Source organism: Limisphaera sp. VF-2, assembly GCF_049537125.1.
GTDB lineage: Bacteria > Verrucomicrobiota > Verrucomicrobiia > Limisphaerales > Limisphaeraceae > Limisphaera.
This window is the reverse complement of record NZ_JBMVQY010000001.1, coordinates 402,934-419,047: the sequence shown is the minus strand read 5'-3', so window position 1 is coordinate 419,047 and position 16,114 is coordinate 402,934. Positions and strand designations below refer to the sequence as shown.

Annotated in this window: 16 protein-coding genes; 10 read left to right on the top strand and 6 right to left on the bottom strand. The window is 65.4% G+C overall.

The window, feature by feature from the left end; translation table 11 throughout:
• The first annotated feature begins 17 nt into the window (after positions 1 to 17).
• A complete protein-coding gene (gene truB, locus ACPDIT_RS01420) occupies positions 18 to 773 on the top strand; it encodes a tRNA pseudouridine(55) synthase TruB (protein ID WP_423440891.1) in 756 nt (251 codons plus the stop codon).
• A 31-nt stretch (positions 774 to 804) separates the two neighbouring features.
• Positions 805 to 1,740 (top strand): bifunctional riboflavin kinase/FAD synthetase, encoded by a 936-nt coding sequence (locus tag ACPDIT_RS01415; protein ID WP_423440889.1) that lies wholly within the window; start codon positions 805 to 807, stop codon positions 1,738 to 1,740.
• Between the two features lie 204 nt (positions 1,741 to 1,944).
• On the opposite strand, the gene ACPDIT_RS01410 is transcribed toward ACPDIT_RS01415, so the two are convergent.
• From ACPDIT_RS01410 to ACPDIT_RS01395, 4 genes are all read right to left on the bottom strand, one after another.
• A complete protein-coding gene (locus ACPDIT_RS01410) occupies positions 1,945 to 3,414 on the bottom strand; it encodes an RDD family protein (protein ID WP_423440888.1) in 1,470 nt (489 codons plus the stop codon).
• Between the two features lie 308 nt (positions 3,415 to 3,722).
• Positions 3,723 to 4,196, bottom strand: coding sequence for a hypothetical protein (locus tag ACPDIT_RS01405; protein ID WP_423440887.1), 474 nt, complete (start codon positions 4,194 to 4,196; stop codon positions 3,723 to 3,725).
• Positions 4,193 to 4,753, bottom strand: a complete 561-nt coding sequence (locus ACPDIT_RS01400; RefSeq protein WP_423440886.1) for an RNA polymerase sigma factor — start codon at positions 4,751 to 4,753, stop codon at positions 4,193 to 4,195. Before ACPDIT_RS01400 ends, ACPDIT_RS01405 begins: the two co-directional genes overlap by 4 nt.
• Positions 4,754 to 4,854: 101 nt before the next feature.
• Positions 4,855 to 5,217, bottom strand: a complete 363-nt coding sequence (locus ACPDIT_RS01395) for a hypothetical protein (RefSeq protein WP_423440885.1) — start codon at positions 5,215 to 5,217, stop codon at positions 4,855 to 4,857.
• A gap of 784 nt (positions 5,218 to 6,001) precedes the next feature.
• On the opposite strand from ACPDIT_RS01395, the gene rpmH reads away from it, so the two are divergent.
• The 7 genes from rpmH (at position 6,002) to ACPDIT_RS01360 (ending at position 11,171) form a co-directional block, all read left to right on the top strand.
• Entirely contained in the window at positions 6,002 to 6,139 is a 138-nt protein-coding gene (rpmH, locus tag ACPDIT_RS01390) for a 50S ribosomal protein L34 (RefSeq protein WP_423440884.1), read from the top strand.
• A 7-nt stretch (positions 6,140 to 6,146) separates the two neighbouring features.
• Positions 6,147 to 6,635, top strand: a complete 489-nt coding sequence (rnpA, locus tag ACPDIT_RS01385; protein ID WP_423440883.1) for a ribonuclease P protein component — start codon at positions 6,147 to 6,149, stop codon at positions 6,633 to 6,635.
• Entirely contained in the window at positions 6,632 to 6,979 is a 348-nt protein-coding gene (gene yidD / locus ACPDIT_RS01380; RefSeq protein WP_423440882.1) for a membrane protein insertion efficiency factor YidD, read from the top strand. The genes rnpA and yidD overlap by 4 nt, the downstream gene beginning before the upstream one ends.
• A gap of 37 nt (positions 6,980 to 7,016) precedes the next feature.
• On the top strand, positions 7,017 to 8,840 hold the full coding sequence (gene yidC, locus ACPDIT_RS01375) for a membrane protein insertase YidC (protein ID WP_423440880.1): 1,824 nt from the start codon (positions 7,017 to 7,019) through the stop codon (positions 8,838 to 8,840).
• 101 nt (positions 8,841 to 8,941) lie between these two features.
• Complete coding sequence (locus tag ACPDIT_RS01370; RefSeq protein ID WP_423440878.1) at positions 8,942 to 9,406, top strand: protein jag; 465 nt, start codon at positions 8,942 to 8,944, stop codon at positions 9,404 to 9,406.
• Between the two features lie 842 nt (positions 9,407 to 10,248).
• Complete coding sequence (locus tag ACPDIT_RS01365) at positions 10,249 to 10,548, top strand: hypothetical protein (protein WP_423440876.1); 300 nt, start codon at positions 10,249 to 10,251, stop codon at positions 10,546 to 10,548.
• Entirely contained in the window at positions 10,545 to 11,171 is a 627-nt protein-coding gene (locus tag ACPDIT_RS01360; RefSeq protein WP_423440875.1) for a YceI family protein, read from the top strand. Before ACPDIT_RS01365 ends, ACPDIT_RS01360 begins: the two co-directional genes overlap by 4 nt.
• Before the next feature lie 193 nt (positions 11,172 to 11,364).
• Here ACPDIT_RS01360 and ACPDIT_RS01355 read toward each other — a convergent pair whose 3' ends face one another.
• Positions 11,365 to 12,696, bottom strand: a complete 1,332-nt coding sequence (locus ACPDIT_RS01355; protein ID WP_423440873.1) for an aminopeptidase P family protein — start codon at positions 12,694 to 12,696, stop codon at positions 11,365 to 11,367.
• A gap of 161 nt (positions 12,697 to 12,857) precedes the next feature.
• Between ACPDIT_RS01355 and ACPDIT_RS01350 the strand changes: the two genes are divergently transcribed.
• On the top strand, positions 12,858 to 13,898 hold the full coding sequence (locus ACPDIT_RS01350; protein ID WP_423440871.1) for a TIGR00730 family Rossman fold protein: 1,041 nt from the start codon (positions 12,858 to 12,860) through the stop codon (positions 13,896 to 13,898).
• 53 nt (positions 13,899 to 13,951) lie between these two features.
• Here ACPDIT_RS01350 and ACPDIT_RS01345 read toward each other — a convergent pair whose 3' ends face one another.
• Positions 13,952 to 16,111 (bottom strand): polysaccharide lyase family protein, encoded by a 2,160-nt coding sequence (locus ACPDIT_RS01345; RefSeq protein WP_423440869.1) that lies wholly within the window; start codon positions 16,109 to 16,111, stop codon positions 13,952 to 13,954.
• Positions 16,112 to 16,114 lie beyond the last annotated feature (3 nt).

Sequence of the window (16,114 nt, the reverse complement as noted above, 5' to 3'; positions counted from 1 at the left end):
CAACTTTAAAGCTTCCGATGATGCAGACATTGACGCCTCTGGACGGCGCCTTGTTGGTGGACAAGCCGGTGGGGCCCACGTCGCATGACGTGGTGGCGGCGGTGCGCCGGCGTTTTGACCTCAAGAAGGTGGGGCACTGCGGCACGCTGGACCCGAATGCCACGGGTCTGTTGGTGCTGGTGTTGGGCCGGGGCACCAAGCTGGCGGAAAAACTGATGTCCGACGACAAGGTGTACGAGGGCGAAATCAAGTTCGGAGTGACCACGGACAGTTATGACGCCGACGGCACGGTCACGGCGACCGCTCCGGTGCCGCCGTTGACGCTGGAACAGCTGAACCGATGGGCGGCGGAGTTCGTGGGGGACCTGATGCAGGTGCCGCCCATGGTTTCGGCCGTCAAGAAGGGCGGCGTGCCGCTTTACAAGCTGGCGCGCAAAGGGCTGGAAGTGGAGCGAGAACCGCGGCTGGTCCACATCTACCGGTTTCGCTTCCTGGAATACCGCGAACCCATCGGGCGTTTCGAGCTGGCCTGCACCAAGGGCACGTATGTGCGCAGCATCGCGCATGAAATCGGCCAAAAAGCCGGCTGCGGCGCGCATCTGGCCACCCTGCGGCGGGTCCAGTCCGGCAACTTTCACGTGCGCGACGCCACGCCGCTGGACCGGGTCCTGCAGTGGTCGAAGGAGGAACTGGAGCGTCACGTGATCCCGCTGCTTCAATTGGCGCAGGCGGCGGGGCTGTTTCCGCCCAACCCGGCGCAGGTGCGGCCCTGAGACGAACTCTGGCCGGCGCGGCGCGATCTCCATGGCCGAGCCTCTCGTGATTTCCAGCCCCGGGGCATTGCCGCGGCGTGACGAACAACCGGTCTGCGTGGCGCTGGGATTTTTCGATGGCGTCCATCTGGGCCATCAACAGGTCATCCGGCAGATGCTGGCCGAGGCACGCCAGCACGATTCGCTCGGCGTGGTGATCACCTTCGACCAACATCCCAACACCGTCGTGGCCCCGCAACGGGTTCCCCCGTTGCTCCAGACGCTTTCTCAGAAGCTTCGCTCGCTCGGCGCCCTGGGGCCGGACGCCATCTGGCTGATGCGCTTCGATCGGGCCCTGAGCCGGCTGAGCCCGGAACAGTTCGTGCAGCAGCTCCGGGAGGGTCTGCCTCGACTGCGCAGCGTGTATGTGGGAGCCAACTTTCGATTCGGCCACCGGCGGGCCGGCGATGTCGCGCTCTTGCAGGCGCTGGGGCAACGATTCGGATTTGCCGTGCATGGTTTGTCCGTGCTGGCCCTGGACGGCAGCGTCATCAGCAGCACCCGGATTCGCCAGGCCATCGCCACAGGCCGGCTGGAGGCCGCGGCGCAAATGCTGGGCCGACCCTACGCGCTGGCGGGCCGGGTTGTCCGGGGCGACGGGTTGGGTCGTCAACTCGGGTTCCCCACGGCCAACCTGGACACCACGGGCCTGGTGTTGCCCCCGCGGGGTGTGTATGCCGCGCGTTGCGAAGTGGATCAGCAAGCGTATCGGGCCGTGCTGAACATTGGGACGCGCCCCACCATCACACCTCATGCACAGACCTGGCGCGTGGAAGTTCACCTGCTCGATTTCACCGGAGAACTGTACGATCGCGAAATCGAGGTGGTGGTGCTCGACAAACTGCGCGAGGAGCAGCGGTTCCCGTCCCTGGAAGCCCTTCGCCAGCAGATCGAAGCCGACGTGGCCCGGGTGCGGGCGGATCGGTAGGACGGCAACGCAGCGTGCAAGGGCGCAATCAACGGCTGGGAGAGATGCGAGAGCGCACGCCGCGCGGACCGGCCCTTGCCCACTTTTCGCGAGCGGCTTCTAAAAGCATTCCCGGGAATCCGTCCCCCCGTCACCCTGGCCACGTCGCTGGCCCGGATCCCCGCAGGAGAACACCGGATGCCTCGAGCGCCGTCCCCCACGACCTCAGAAGCAGACCAGGGGTGGGTTTTGGGGAAGCCGCACCACCACCGTGCCCGCCAGCTTGTCGTGCCACGCCTGTCGATCTTTGTCCCATGCAATCCAGAGGAAGCCCAGAAACACCACCAGCATCGACACAATGGCGCCCAGTGCGCGCACGAGGGCCACTTGGAACTGCAACGGCTGCCCATCCAGCCGGACGACTTTGAGCTTGAGAATCACGCCCCCCAGCGTGGTGCCCCGCCATGTCCACAATCCCACAAAATAGGCCAGCGCGACCAGCCAACCCCACGGCGGCCCTCCCACCAGCGCCATCAACAGGGAGACCACCACAAGATCGAGCAGCCCCGCGGCCATGCGCTCCCAAAACCCGGCGCGCGGAAACGCCCACGCCTCCGGAACCGGCGGCGCGGTCGTCACAGGCGGGGGCATGGACAGCGAAGAGACGACGTTCTCCCCGGGAGGGAGGCCGGGGTTGCCCGGGGACACTGTCAGTGGCGACGCCGACGCGGCACCACTTGTGGACCCGACGCTTCCGGCAGGCGGTGCCGGGGCGGTGTAGCCCGCTTCGGAAGAACTGTCGGTGCGGCTTGCCGGCGGCAGAGACCCGGGCAGCCCCTGGCTCGAACGGACTTCCTGCCGGACCCCGGCCCACAGCGCCGTCGCCGCTGCGCCCAGGGCCCACAGCCCGGTCAAGGCCAGCGTAAGGAAACCGATCACCGGAACCAGATACAGCCCCGTGACGAACGCCCCTCCCGCCACGAACGCTGCGAACAAGGGGGCGGTTTTCCAGCCCAGCAGGCCCAGCAGTCGGCGTCCCAGGAACACCAGCAGCCCGACCTTGCCAAAGATGCCCGCGGCCATCACCACCACCAGGATCAAGGGCAGAATCAGCAGGCCGAGCCCGGTCAGGAGCAAAACGAACCCCACGACGGGCACGAGCATCTTCGTCAGCAAACCCACCAACAGGGTCGTGACCGGCCGGGCATCGACGGCCCGGGCGCAGGCGTCCACCCCGCGCGGGAAGATCAGCAACAGCAGCACATAAAACAGGTAAACGACACCGAGCGCCGGCCAGACCCAGCCGACCCGGAACGACAACGGTCGCAGCTTGAAGACGCACTCGTGCAACCATGTGGACAGCCCCGTCCATTTCAACGGGCCCAGCGCCACTTCGTGCATCTGGCCACGGACTTGAGCTCCGGGTTCCAACACCACCTCGCGGCCCACGCTGACCACGTCCCCCTGCACCGTGGCTCCCGGCCGAAGACGTACGGAGCCCCAAACGGCCACCACATCGCCCCGCACGTTACCCGAGACCTCGGCGTCGCCCCCCACGGCCACCACGGTGTCCAGCACGCGGCCCTCCACGCGGGCATTGCCCAGAATGGCGACCACCACTTCCGCGGTCTGATCCGCCGGCAGTTCCGCGTCGCTGCCGAAGGCGACCACGGTGTCCCGACGGATTCCACGCATGGCAGATTCAGCCGGAGCTGCCACCTCCGCAACGGCTTGGGTGGATGCGGGGCCCGACGTGTCAGACGACGGCGGGGGCACAGGCTCCTGCGCCGTCAAAAGGAACGCCAGCCCCAGGAACAACGCCCCTGCCAGCCAGCGAAACTTTTCTTTGCGATTCCCTTGCGCCGCGGTTCCGGGGTGCCGGATGGCACGCGGCCGTCTCCGGCCCGTGGAGCAAGAACCGGTTCGCGGTGAGATGGCACCCGCTTGCCCCGTGTACAGGCCGGGGCGGGTGCGGCGAGCTCTCGCACTCAGCGCTGGAGTTTTCATACAGAGATTCCTTTCTCCATTGGTGTGGTGAATTGCAGCAGTCGAACGTAACAGGAGCCGAGCAACGCGGTCAGGGCCACGGCCAAACCGGCGAGGGCAACCGCGGAGTACCACCACAGGGGCGGCAGCGATTGTGCCTGTGTCAGCATCGCCTCTGCCATCACGACCACCGCGCGGCCCGCGGCCCACAGCGGCTTCAGGGTCGCCCCCAACTGGGCGGCCGCCGGCTGCAGCACATACAGGGTCAGTGCCCAACCCGCGGTCGTCGCAGCCCCGGCCAGCCCTGCCAGGGCGGGCCACCGAATCCACACAGGCCACGCAGGCCAACCTCGAACCGCTGCGACCGGCCGCGTTTCGGGCAGGGCCGCCATCACGCGGCCCACCAACGTGGGCGGCGCGGGCACCGGACGCAGCCCTTCCAGCGCTCGGCGCACGGCCGCTTCCAAGCGGGCATCAGGTTCGGGCGTCATGGGTTGGATTCCTCCAGTTCATTGCCGAAATGAAGGCGCAGCTTGCGCCGCAACGCCTCGCGGGCGCGATGGATGTCGGTCTTGACCTTGCCCAGGGACACGCCCAGGTGACGGGCAATCTCCTCGTAGCTGCAGCCTTCCAAATGATAAAGCACCAGGGGCACACGTTGATGGTCGGGAAGGGTCAGAAGCGCGCGGTGCACGATTTCGTGTCGATCCGCCTGCTCGGAGGCCGCGCCGGCGTCCCGTGCATCCGCAAACTGCGGCGGCCCGGAAGCGCCGTCGTCGTCTTCGGTTTCGGTAAACTCGGAAAAGAACATCCAGCGGCGTCGATACCGCGTCAGGTGGTTGAGTGCCAGCCGGGTTGCCACCGTGCGCAACCACGCGCCGGCTGACGGACTGGCCCGGAGCTGATCGAAATGCTGATACGCACGCAGGAACACCTCCTGGGCGACGTCCTCGGCTTCGGCGGGCTGGGCCAACAAACGCAGCGCCGTGCTGTACACCAGGTCCTGGTACTGCCGCACGAACCCCTCGAATGGATGGGCCTCGCTCATCTCGGCCACCGACGCTCCGGGTCATGAGCCTAGGACGACGGCTGCACCGCCGGCAAAGTCCAAATCTCTCTTCGCTTTGATGGATGTTCCATGACATGATCTCATGCTCCCCACAAACGCCCCACCCAGGCCTCGAACACGGGCCAGTTTTGCAGCCGCAGCCACACCTCCAGAAAGGCCCACACCACGGCGCCCATCCCGCACAAGGTGAGGACGGCCAGCATCATCCGTTCCGTAAAACATTGGGCCGCGGCGCGTTGCCACGCTTCCCGCAGCGAGCCGGCAGCCGTCGGCGCGCGGTCCGCCGGGAAAGGAGCCGTGCGGGCCCGCCGCGCCGGAGAGGGCCGGAGATTCGCGGATCCCGGCCGGCTGGATGCGTGTTTTGTGGGCCGGTTCCACGGCTGGGGAATGCCGGGCGCGGTTTTGCCTGCCGCCTGCGTCCAATCATTTGCAATTGCGCTCATGCCCATGAAACCCGCGGGACGGTTCGAAAGTTTCAGTTTTTTGCGGTGGACGGGAGGGCTTGCCCCGCCCGGCTGGTGAGCGCGGCGGGACCGGCCCGGCCATGCCCGTGGCAAACCGGAATGGACGCCCCAGAGCGTGAACCCTGTTCCAGATCGAGGAACATTGAGAGCATCGAGAGATTCTCTGTTGCGGTGGCGACGCACCTGGCGGCGCCGATTCCGGCAACACCCTCGGGCCGTCAATCGCGGGCCAGGCGAGGACGGACCGACGGGCGGGCGACGTACCAAGCGCTGCTCCGGGCCGGCCAATCCCGCGTCCGTCAGGGCGCCCAGCGCATGAAAGATTGGCGGGATCGGGGAGCGGAGGCGGCTGCTGCTTCGGAAAAAACCGTCCTGCTGCGGCCCCTGGCCGGGTTCGGCCCAATGGATCTTCTTGTTCCGGTTCGAAGGTCGTATTCTTTTGCCGGCTCTTTTCCAGGGGCACCTTGAGGGCGGACCGGGCTTCGCGGAGAAGCGCGCATTTCGGCTTGCGCGTCCCGAATTGCCGATCCCGGGGAAATGCCGTTTGCCTCGGGTTTCGCGGTCCGAGGGCGCTTGAGATTCCGCCCGGCTGCCGGGAAGCCAGTAGCTGAGGTGCGCCGGCTTCGTGGAAGGATGAGCCGGGGTTGCTTGACAGGTGGAGGGTGATGGGTAGCCTGAAGAGCTCCGGACCACGAGGCGGGCGGTGCGGCCGGTCGGCTTTGCCCGCTTTCCCTGCCGGACTGGTCGGAGGAGGCAAGCGTGTATGAAGCGAACCTACCAACCATCGAGGATTTGTCGGAAACGCCAGTACGGGTTCCGGGCACGGAACTCGACCAAGGGAGGGCGCGCCATTCTGCGCCGACGACGTCGGAAGGGTCGGAAACGGCTCACTCCGGTCTGAGGCATTCATGTCTGCCGAGGTCTCGAGGCGATTTCGGCTGGGGGCAGCCCAGCGCTTGCGATGGAGCCGGGAATTTGCCCGGATCCGGACCGCCGGCAGACGGATCGTTGCAGGGTGCCTGATTGTAAACTGGGCGCCGACCGAAGGTCCCGCCCGGGGCTCGCGCTTGGGCGTGGTGGTGGGCCGCAAGCTGGGCAAAGCGACCGTCCGCAACCGGGCGCGCCGACTCCTGCGCGAGGTGTTTCGACTCCATCAGTGGGATTTGGCCCGGCCGGTGGACCTGGTGCTGGTGGCGCGGCCTTCGATCGCAGGCAAAGGGTATCGGGAAGTCGAAGCCGACTTTCTACGGGCCTTGCAGCAGGCGGGGTTGCTGCGCCCGCAGGAGAGGCCGACCGCACATGCACAGAACGAACGCCCGGGGCAGCTTGATGGGGCTCGCGCACAAGCGAACACCCCGGGTTCCTCCTCAGACCCGCCGGAACAACCTGTGGCGTGAATCCGGTTCGATCCATCGTAGTGTGTGGCCTGCGACTGTATCGGTGGGTGGTCTCGCCGGTCCTGGCGGCTTTGGCCGGACCTGGCCTGGGTTGTCGGTTTCATCCCACCTGTTCCGCCTACGCATTGGAGGCGGTTCAGCGGTTTGGTGTGTGTCGGGGTGGATGGCTGGCCGCCAAACGGCTGATGCGCTGCCACCCCTGGGGCGGCTTCGGGGAAGATCCCGTGCCCGAACGCTTCTCTCTCCGCAACCGGACGCGCGGTCCGTGCGGAATGGACACTCGACAAGCCGCAAATCGGTTGAACAAGCATGGGAGTCCTGGTTTGCAAGTAGAGTCGGCCTGAGGGTTTTCGAGACGGGCATCCAACACGAGAACGTTTCATGGATCGAAAGTCGATAGTCATTTTGGCGATTTGTTTGGGGCTGCTGTTGTTGTGGCCGACCATCGTCGCGCGACTGTATCCACCGGTCCCCCCTGCGCCACACTCTGATCCCGGCACTTCCGGCCCGGCCTCCCACCTGACGGCCCCGTCCACCTCGGCGCCCGTGGCAGAACTTCAGGCGGCTTTGACCTCGGCCCCTCCGATCCTGAACGCCCTGACCTCCGCCCCTGTCAGCGCCCTCCCGCCGGGGGAAGAGGAGACTCTGGTGGTGGAACTGCCGGAAGTGCGATACACCTTCACCTCCCGGGGAGGCGGCCTGAAGCGGGTGGAACTGCTGAAATACCCCGAGACCCCGGGGCGCCGCAGCCGCGTCAACGGCCGAACCAACGAGGTCGCCGAGCTCAACGGCACTGCCAGCATCCCCATGCTGGCTCTGCTGGGCCATCCCGGCTGGATCGAGGATGGGCAATTCCGGCTCGCACAAACCGGCTCGGTGGTGCGCGCCGAGAAAACGCTCGCGAACGGTGTCCGGGTGGTCAAGGAATTCGAACCGGGCAGCAACTACCTCCTCAAGGTCCGTTTGCGGCTGGAGAATCTCCGGTCGGAACCGGTGACCTTGCCCCCCCAGGAGTGGGTCGTGGGCACGAGTGCGCCCATGGGAGCGGACGACGATGGCAGCCGCGTGGGGTTGATGTGGTTTGATGGATCCGACACCCACGAAGTCCTGGAGCCGTGGTTCCAAAACCGCGGTTTCTGGTCGTGCCTGGGGCTGACCCGACCCCAGCCGCGATCGGAGTATCGGGGCGGCGAAAGCAACGTGGTCTGGGTGGCAGCGCAAAACCAGTTTTTCGCCATGGTGCTGATGCAGGACCAGCCGGCCGTGCGGGTCGTGGGCCGACATGTGCAGCTGCCCGTGTTCGAAGCCGTGGACGGCCCGGTGCGGGCACGGCCTCCCCCGCATGGTTGCCAGACTGCGGTGGTGTATCCGGAGGAAACCCTGGCTGCGGGTGCCGTGCGCGAACGTCAATGGCACCTCTACGCCGGGCCGAAGGAGTATCGCACCCTGGCCCGCATCGCCAATCGGTTCCAGAACGAAGTGGACCTGATCATGGGGTATGGCGGCTTCTTCGGGTTCTTCTCGAAAATGCTGCTGCTGTCCATGAACTGGCTGCACCATGCGCTCGGGTTGTCCTACGGCTGGGCCATCATTGCCATCACAGTGATCATCAAGATCCTCTTTTGGCCGCTGACCCAGGCCAGCATGCGCTCCATGAAACGCATGGCCGCCCTCCAGCCGCAAATGCGGGCACTCCAGGAGAAGTACAAGGACGACCCGGCCAAGTTGAACAAGAAAATGATGGAGTTCTGGAGGGAGCACAAAATCAACCCCATGAGCGGGTGCCTGCCGCTGCTTTTGCAAATGCCGGTGTTCATCGGGTTCTTTTACATGATCCAGAGTGCCATCGAACTGCGCGGAGCGCGGTTTTTGTGGGTCGCCGATCTCTCGAAGCCGGACACGCTGTTCTATGTCTTTGGCTTTCCCATCAATCCGCTGCCGTTGTTGATGGGGGCCACGATGCTGTGGCAGTCGCATTTGACGCCGCCGTCGCCCGGGATGGATCCGGTTCAGCAAAAGCTCATGCGCTGGATGCCCTTGCTCTTTTTGGTGTTCCTCTACCATTTTTCCGCCGGTTTGACGCTTTACTGGACGGTGCAAAACCTGTTAAGCATCCTCCAGATCAAGCTGACACGGGCCATGGAACCCGCTCCAGCCCCGGCCCCGTCCACCCCGACGGGTTTGCCGCCGAAGAAACGGAAATAGCCGGAAGATGCGCCTGCATCGGTCAAAGCCCCGGGCACGCCGCCGGCCCGCTACCGGGAAGATGCCCGGCCCCGGTGGACGCGGCGCGGCCGATGAGATTTATGCCTGCCAATCCTAAAGCCACCCTGGAACGACTGCTGACCCTGCTCGGGTTCGAAGCCACCGTGGAGGAACGGCAGTTGCCCGAAGGTCTGATGCTGGAGGTGCATACGCCCGACGCGGGGCGCCTGATCGGGCGACAGGGCCAGGTGCTCTCGGATCTCCAATATTTGACCAACCGCCTGTTGTATCAGCAGGACCCGCAGGCGCCCAAGGTGACCGTGGACGTGGGAGGCTACCGTGCCCAGGCACGCGAGGCACTGGTGCGAAAAGCGCGCGAGGCGGCCGAAAAGGTGCGCCGCTGGGGGGACATTGTCGAGCTGGAACCCATGAACGCCTACGAGCGCTGGGTCGTACATCAGGCCCTCAAAGACGATCCCTCCGTCGAAACGTCCAGCGTCGAAGTGGAAGGCTCCGATTTGAAGGCGGTGCTGATACGGCCCCGCCGCACTCCGGCCCAGGCCTGAGCCGCAGCTTGTCCACGATCCAGCCGGACCGGGTTGCGTCCGGTCCGATGGGCCGAAGCCGGGTTTCAACCGGGTCCTGAGATCGTCGGTTCCGGACTTGCCATCGCAGCGCCGGGACGGAAGAGCGCCCCGCCCGGATCTGGGTCGGACCTGCAGACGGACAACGGAAAGAATCGACCATGCATCCACCGTGGATAATACCCGGACGCGCCAGAGTCTCTCGGACGGTCTCATTCGCATTTCCACACAGTGTCCATCCGGATCTGCGCGGGCTCGTTTTCCAGGGGCCTGCTCAGTTGGGCGTCCACTTTCGGTGTTGGTCCAGCCTTCCTGATTGTTCGTTTTTGGTGAGCCCATGGAGGAGGCTCTCTTTTGGCGCTTCCATGCGCAGAATGACTCGATTTGCGAAGGGGAGTTTCTCGTTGGTTCCGGCCGGAAGACGTCCACGAGACCTTGCAGAAAGGCTGTAAAGCCGGGGCAAACCCCGCCAGAGGACATCGAGTAAGTCCGTACCCGTGGGACGCAGCCCGGTTGCGGACCTCGACGGGACGCCGCGGAATTCGACTCGAGCGTTTGGGTTTTCCCCCCGGACTTTGGCAATGCTTCCGCAGGAAACCTCATGGCAACGCCCGTGCCCCGGCCGAGAGGCATGCACCATTTGGACTTTTCACCGGCTACTGTTTGGGACTCCGGCCGGGCCCGATGCAGAAGGCCCGGATTGCAACCCGCGAATTCCGCGTGGGTTCGGGGCGGCTGCGCCGATCGGAACTCCGAGACCTGCAAAGGCCCGAACGCCCGAGCCGTTTGCAAGTGCCTCTGCCCGCGCTATGTTTGGCCGCCTTATGAAGCGTCGGCCGAGCTGGCGGAGCCTGTTGCGCACCGTGGCCCTGGGGATGGCGATGGTCGGTGTGGGCATGTGGTGGGCCGGGGGTGCTCATTGGGGATGGACGCAAACCAGCGTGCCGGTCCGCACGTTGGACGAGGTCACCGGACTGGAAGCCATTACCTACCGGCCGAAGTTCGTGCCGGGCGTGGATTTTCTGGCGGCCAGTCTGGTGGCCGCCGGCCTGGTGGCCGGTGCGTCCTTTGTCATCCGCCGCGACGCCAATGTTGGTGCCAAATCGGAGGTGGATTCACCATGATGGGCAGGTTCCCGAGCATGCGGTGGGTATTTGGAGCATGGGTTGTGGCCGCGAGCGCCTGTGCGGCACCGATCGAGTTCGATTTCAAGGATCCCAAGGGGGTCAACAACGTGGTGTTCCGGTTGGACGCGCCCCTGGAGTCCATCAGTGGCAGCGCCACGGGCATTTCGGGCAAGGTCGTGTTCGATCCGGAGAACCCGGCGGCGACACGAGGCCGTTTGGTGGTCTCCGCCGAGTCCCTCCATGTACCGAACCCGATGATGAAGCAGCACCTGCACAGTGGACAGTGGATGGATGTGGCCAGGTACCCGGAGATTGTGTTTGAATCGACCGCGCTGGAGGACGTGCAGGCCCGGGGGGATGAAGTAACGGCCCGGGTGCGGGGCCGGCTGACCATCCGCGATGTGACCCGGGAATTGGTTGTGCCGGTGCGGCTGACCTACCTGAAGGATAAACTGGGCGCCCGCTCCAACGGTCAGATGCAGGGTGACCTGCTGGTGATCCGATCCCAATTCACGATTCGGCGCTCCGATTTCGGCATCAACCCGGCGGCGCCCCAGGACAAAGTGGCCGACGAAATCGAGCTGACCTTCAGTCTGGCCGGCATCGCGCCCCGGAAGTGAGCCGGACCCGTTGAGCCGGACGTCTGCTCCGTGGAGGACATCCCCCGGGTGGGGGCCGCCCGGTGGATTTCACACGGTGCCCGGCTTCCCGGCATGCCGAACGCGCCGGCCGGGATGCCCGCGGACCACATGGGCTCTGCCCGGTCCGTGGGGTTGGGTCAGACGAAGGACGGGAAGCGATCGCTGCCGGGCATCAACCTGTCGAGAGAACTCTGCGGGAGCGTTTGCCGGGTTGCCGGGGCCGCATGAGGGCCTCGATGGCCTCGGGCTCGATCGGAATGTCTTCCATGAGATCCTCGGCCCCGTGCTCGGTGATCAGGACGGTGTTCTCGAGTCGGATGCCGAAGCCCTCCCCGCGAATGTAGATGGCCGGTTCACAAGTCATCACCCAGCCCGCGGCAATCTTCTGGCCCGGCTGGAGCACGTCGTGGACGTCGAGCCCAATGGGGTGGGCCACCCCGTGCATGAAGAACGCGCGCACGGGGGACTCGTCCGAGTCGGTCCGGCGCCGTGTGCTCCGGCCCAGTAAGCCCAGCTTCTTGCACTCCTCGGCGATGAGCTGTTCGGCTTCCTCGCGGAGCTGGTCGAGGGTTTTCCCGGGGACCATGCGGGGCAGCATCTGTCGAAACACCCGGAGCACGGCCTCGTATACCTCGCGTTGGCGCCGAGTGAACGTGCCGCTGACGGGCACCGTGCGCGTCAAATCCGAATTGTAGCCTCCGTAATTGGCTGCCACATCCAACAACAGGAGTTCACCCGCACGGCATTCGCGGTCGTTGCGGGTGTAATGCAGGACGCAGTTGTTCGGTCCCGAGGCGATGATCGGGGGATACGCGAAGGTGGCCCGTTGCCGGAGGAAGGCGCGGGCGAACTCGGCCTCCACTTCGGCTTCGTTCACCCCCGGTCGCACACAGGGAAGCACCTGGCGGAACGCCTCGCCCGTGATCCGGCAGGCCCTGCGGATCAGATCCACCTCCAGCGGCGACTTGACGGTGCGCAGCCGGTGCATCAAAGGGGCCAGGCGGCGGTACTGGTGCAGCGGGTACTGGCGCTGGCACTGGCGGATGAAGCGCTCGTCCCGGGTCTCGACCTGGGGCATGGCGCGATAGTGCTCGTTGCTGTTGAGGTAAACGAATTCCATCTCGCACATGAGCTGCCGGAACACGACGGGGAACTCGTCAAGCCACCGCACCTCCTGGATCCCGGAGATGCGCCGCGCCTCCTCGCGACTCAGCTTTTCACCTTCCCAGATCCGGGTGTGATCGTCCGGTCGGCGCAGGAAAAGGATTTCGCGATGACGCGGGTTGCTGGCATCCGGCGCCAGCACCAGGATGGTTTCTTCCTGCAAAATGCCGCTCAGGTAAAAGAGATCGGCGTTCTGCACAAAGCCGAGCGTGGCATCGGCGTTGCCCGGCATCACGTCGTTGGCGTTGAGCACGGCGAGGGATCGTGGCGGCAGCAACTGGCGCAACCGCTCTCGATTCTGCTGAAACAGCTCTGCGGGGATGGGTACGGGTTTGATCATACATTGCCGTTGGGCCCGAGGGGCCGAACGCCCGTCAGTAAAGGCCGAGGGGAGCGGTGGGTCAAGCGGGCAGAACGATCGAACACCCGCGCAGGCGGGTGCCACCGGGGGGGAACCTGCTCGGCCGTTGCGGTCGGCCCGAATCTGCTTATCCTTGGGCGATGCCTGTGACGGAAAAACGAGAGAAACCGCCGCCGGATCCCGAACTGCAGCGCCGGATCCAGGAGCTGATCCGCTACAAGGGCGGGGGGTACAACGAGGCCGCGGTGGCGGACATCATCGAGAACGCGCTGAAGCTGCTCACGGACGTTGCCCACAGCGGCGACGTGCGCGTCATTCAGATCGCCAACCGGGAGCTGCGCTACGCGTTCCGGCTGTTCGCGCCCTACGCCCACGTGCGCAAGGTCGCCGTGTTCGGCTCGGCCCGGACGGCGCCGCACAAGCCCGAATACCAGCAGGCCGTGGAATTCGGCCGCAAGATCGCGGCGGCGGGTTACATGGTAATCACCGGGGCCGGCCCCGGCATCATGCAGGCGGCTCACGAAGGCGCCGGCCCGGAGATGAGCTTCGGCGCCAACATCCAGTTGCCCTGGGAACAGAATCCCAACCCGGTGATCCGCGAAGACAAAAAGCTGGTGACGTTCAAATACTTTTTCACCCGAAAGTTGATCTTTATTCGGCATGCCGATGCGGTGGTGTTGTTTCCGGGCGGGTTCGGAACGTTGGACGAGGGGTATGAGGCACTCACCCTCATGCAGACCGGCAAAAGCCAGTTGATGCCGCTGGTGTTGATCGATCGCCCCGGCGGCACGTACTGGAAAACGTGGGACCGACATGTGCGGGAACATCTCCTGCGTGATGAACTCATTTCGCCGGAGGATCTGAATCTTTACCGGATCACGGACAACGTGGACGAGGCGGTGCGGATCATCACACGGTTTTATCGCAACTTCCATTCCACGCGGTTCGTGAAGGATCTCTTTGTCATCCGCCTCAAACACCCGCCCACGGATACCGCGCTGGCCGCGTTGAACGAGGACTTTGCCGACATCATCACCGGGCCGCCCATCCAGCGGATCCCGCCCACCCCGGAAGAACAGGAGGACCAGGACCACCTGGAGCTGCACCGCATCGCCTTTGGCTTCAACCGAAGGGACTACGGCCGGCTGCGCCAAATGATCGACGTGCTCAACAGCCTGTAGGCGGCTGGGCCATCGGGCCACGCCGGCCGACCCGCACGCCGTGGTTTGCAGGCTCAGCGAAGGGGCCTTGTTCCTTCTGCGGGAGACCCCGCCCTTGTGTCGCCCGGTTCGTCCAGCTCCAGTCGCAGATAGTCATACAGCACCCCCTGGGTCCATGACCGGGCCGGCAGATGCAGAGTGATCCGGTTCTCTCCGACCCGGAGCAGGCCGGCGTCGAATGCAATCCGGCGCTCCGTCCAGTATCCCTCGATCCCGTCGCGGTGCATGGTGCTGGTGGGGGGAAGCCAACCAGTGTCTCCCACGGGCTCTCCATTGACGGCCACCTCGATCCGGCAGCCGGGGCCGGCCCCGCAAAACGCCATGCGCAAAAACGCCCGACCCCGCGGGGTTTCCGACAGTTGAAACCGAATGGTCCAGGTGGTCGGGAGGACCTTGACGCCGACCGCGTTGGAAGAACCATTCCCCGGGGATGCTGTTTCGGAATGTTCATCCTCTTCGCCGAGAGCCACCTCGGGCGATTCCAGAATGCGCGGCGGTTGAACGTAGTTCCAATCCACGCGCCAGTCGCTGCGGCCGATTTCGAAATCCACGTCGTTCGGGAACTCTTCCGGGTATCGCAGGTACAGGCCCCATTGCCAGTAATGGTCGCCGTGTCGAAACTCCCGCGCGGTGCGGTCCGGCACCCCGATTTCCCACAGGGTCCGTCCCAGCCGGGTTGGCCGCCAGATCAAGGTCCCCAACTCGAGCCTGGAGCCGGACGCCACGGCCACGTTTTCAAGCACGAACTCTCCGAGCACGCCGTCGGCGATCGCATGCAGGGTGTAACGGCCGGGCCGCACATGGCGCAGTTCGAAGCTCCCGTCCGGACCTGCGCGCGTCCAGAACTGGTAGTGTTTGGCGTCTCTCTGCCAATCCACCAAAGGGGGGAAACCGCCGAAGGGAGGCAGCCCCGGGGCATTCGTCCCGCCTGCGGCTCTATGAACAGGCGGGCGCAATCCGGCTCCGACGGTGCGTGGACCCCGCCGTCCAAAGGTCACGGGCGGTGGTGCATAGTCCGGCGCGGTCAAGCCCACCCAGAGATTGCTGATGGAATCGAGCCGCAACAGAGGATCCTGCAGCCGGATCTGCCCCCGAACCGTGGCCCGCTGCGCTGCCGGCGGATACTCGGGGTCCTGCACCCAGTCGTAGGGCCAGCGTTCAGCCTCGTCGCGGGCCCGGTCCAAAGCATCCTTCCAAAGCCCCTCGGGGTCTTTGCCCTCATTGCAGTAGAGCACCAGGGGACCGATCATCTTGCTCCACGCCTCGTTGGTTCCCACCACCAGCGAACTGCCGCCGTAATGGCTGCCGAGCCACATGTGCAAAAGCGTGGGCGTGCCGCCCGGATTCACGTCCAGGTGCCCGGTCAATTCCACCTTGGTCGGCCCCCCCGCGATGAACTCGAAGCCGGGCTGGACGATCCACAGTCCCACCGCGTGCCGGGTGCTGCACCAGCCATAGGCGGGGATTTCATACAGTCGCGCGGCGTAGTCGTACTTGTGCTCGACCGTGCCGGCGTGCGCGCCGGTGACCAGGCGCCGCGCCTCCTTGAGATTGGTGGGCTGGCCCCGGTCCCAATCCTCCGGGCGCGGCATCTGGCGCTGGCGGCGCGCGTCCACCGAAAGGAAATCGAACACCTCGGGATGCAGTTTCAGGGCGTAACGGGCTTCACCGACCCGAAAACCCGGGTCCCCGGGACGGTGTCGCCAGACCGAACTGACATAGAGGCAGGGCTCGCCCCGGCGCAGGGCATAGCGGTGACTCATTTCGACCGCCGCGGGCGGACGCGCCGGATCCTGCAGGAACTCGGTGGCAACCTCTGCCAACTCCCCGCCGTTGTGGGTGGGGTCGATCCGCACCCGGGGCTCTCGCCGCGGGCCCACGGTGATTTGTCCCACCCAGGACCAGTAACCGCCCAAAGCGCCTCCGCGACTCTGCTGCGCCAACAGTTCGCGCCCCTTGTACTGAAGAGAGACCAGCACGCCCGAGGTGGATTCGATCCGCGCCGTCACCAATCCGTTCTCCAGCACAAACCACCGGTCCGTCACCGTCAGGGTCACGGGCGCGGACTCCCCCGAGCCGGAAAATGAAAAAATGAACCACCCGGCCGCCGCGATCCCTGTTGCGAGGGACCGGGTCAGCCGGGCGGTCCAGCGGGTCCTTGCCCAACGTTTCAATGT

Bases quoted from the DNA above. Each gene is read 5' to 3' on its own strand.
- ACPDIT_RS01350 (WP_423440871.1), top strand. From the start codon at position 12,858: ATGCCTGTGACGGAAAAACGAGAGAAACCGCCGCCGGATCCCGAACTG.
- ACPDIT_RS01405 (WP_423440887.1), bottom strand. From the start codon at position 4,196: ATGACGCCCGAACCTGATGCCCGCTTGGAAGCGGCCGTGCGCCGAGCG.
- rnpA (WP_423440883.1), top strand. From the start codon at position 6,147: ATGTCTGCCGAGGTCTCGAGGCGATTTCGGCTGGGGGCAGCCCAGCGC.
- ACPDIT_RS01365 (WP_423440876.1), top strand. From the start codon at position 10,249: ATGAAGCGTCGGCCGAGCTGGCGGAGCCTGTTGCGCACCGTGGCCCTG.
- ACPDIT_RS01360 (WP_423440875.1), top strand. From the start codon at position 10,545: ATGATGGGCAGGTTCCCGAGCATGCGGTGGGTATTTGGAGCATGGGTT.
- truB (WP_423440891.1), top strand. From the start codon at position 18: ATGATGCAGACATTGACGCCTCTGGACGGCGCCTTGTTGGTGGACAAG.
- yidC (WP_423440880.1), top strand. From the start codon at position 7,017: ATGGATCGAAAGTCGATAGTCATTTTGGCGATTTGTTTGGGGCTGCTG.
- ACPDIT_RS01370 (WP_423440878.1), top strand. From the start codon at position 8,942: ATGCCTGCCAATCCTAAAGCCACCCTGGAACGACTGCTGACCCTGCTC.
- ACPDIT_RS01400 (WP_423440886.1), bottom strand. From the start codon at position 4,753: ATGAGCGAGGCCCATCCATTCGAGGGGTTCGTGCGGCAGTACCAGGAC.
- ACPDIT_RS01395 (WP_423440885.1), bottom strand. From the start codon at position 5,217: ATGAGCGCAATTGCAAATGATTGGACGCAGGCGGCAGGCAAAACCGCG.
- ACPDIT_RS01410 (WP_423440888.1), bottom strand. From the start codon at position 3,414: ATGCGTGGAATCCGTCGGGACACCGTGGTCGCCTTCGGCAGCGACGCG.
- ACPDIT_RS01415 (WP_423440889.1), top strand. From the start codon at position 805: ATGGCCGAGCCTCTCGTGATTTCCAGCCCCGGGGCATTGCCGCGGCGT.
- rpmH (WP_423440884.1), top strand. From the start codon at position 6,002: ATGAAGCGAACCTACCAACCATCGAGGATTTGTCGGAAACGCCAGTAC.
- ACPDIT_RS01355 (WP_423440873.1), bottom strand. From the start codon at position 12,696: ATGATCAAACCCGTACCCATCCCCGCAGAGCTGTTTCAGCAGAATCGA.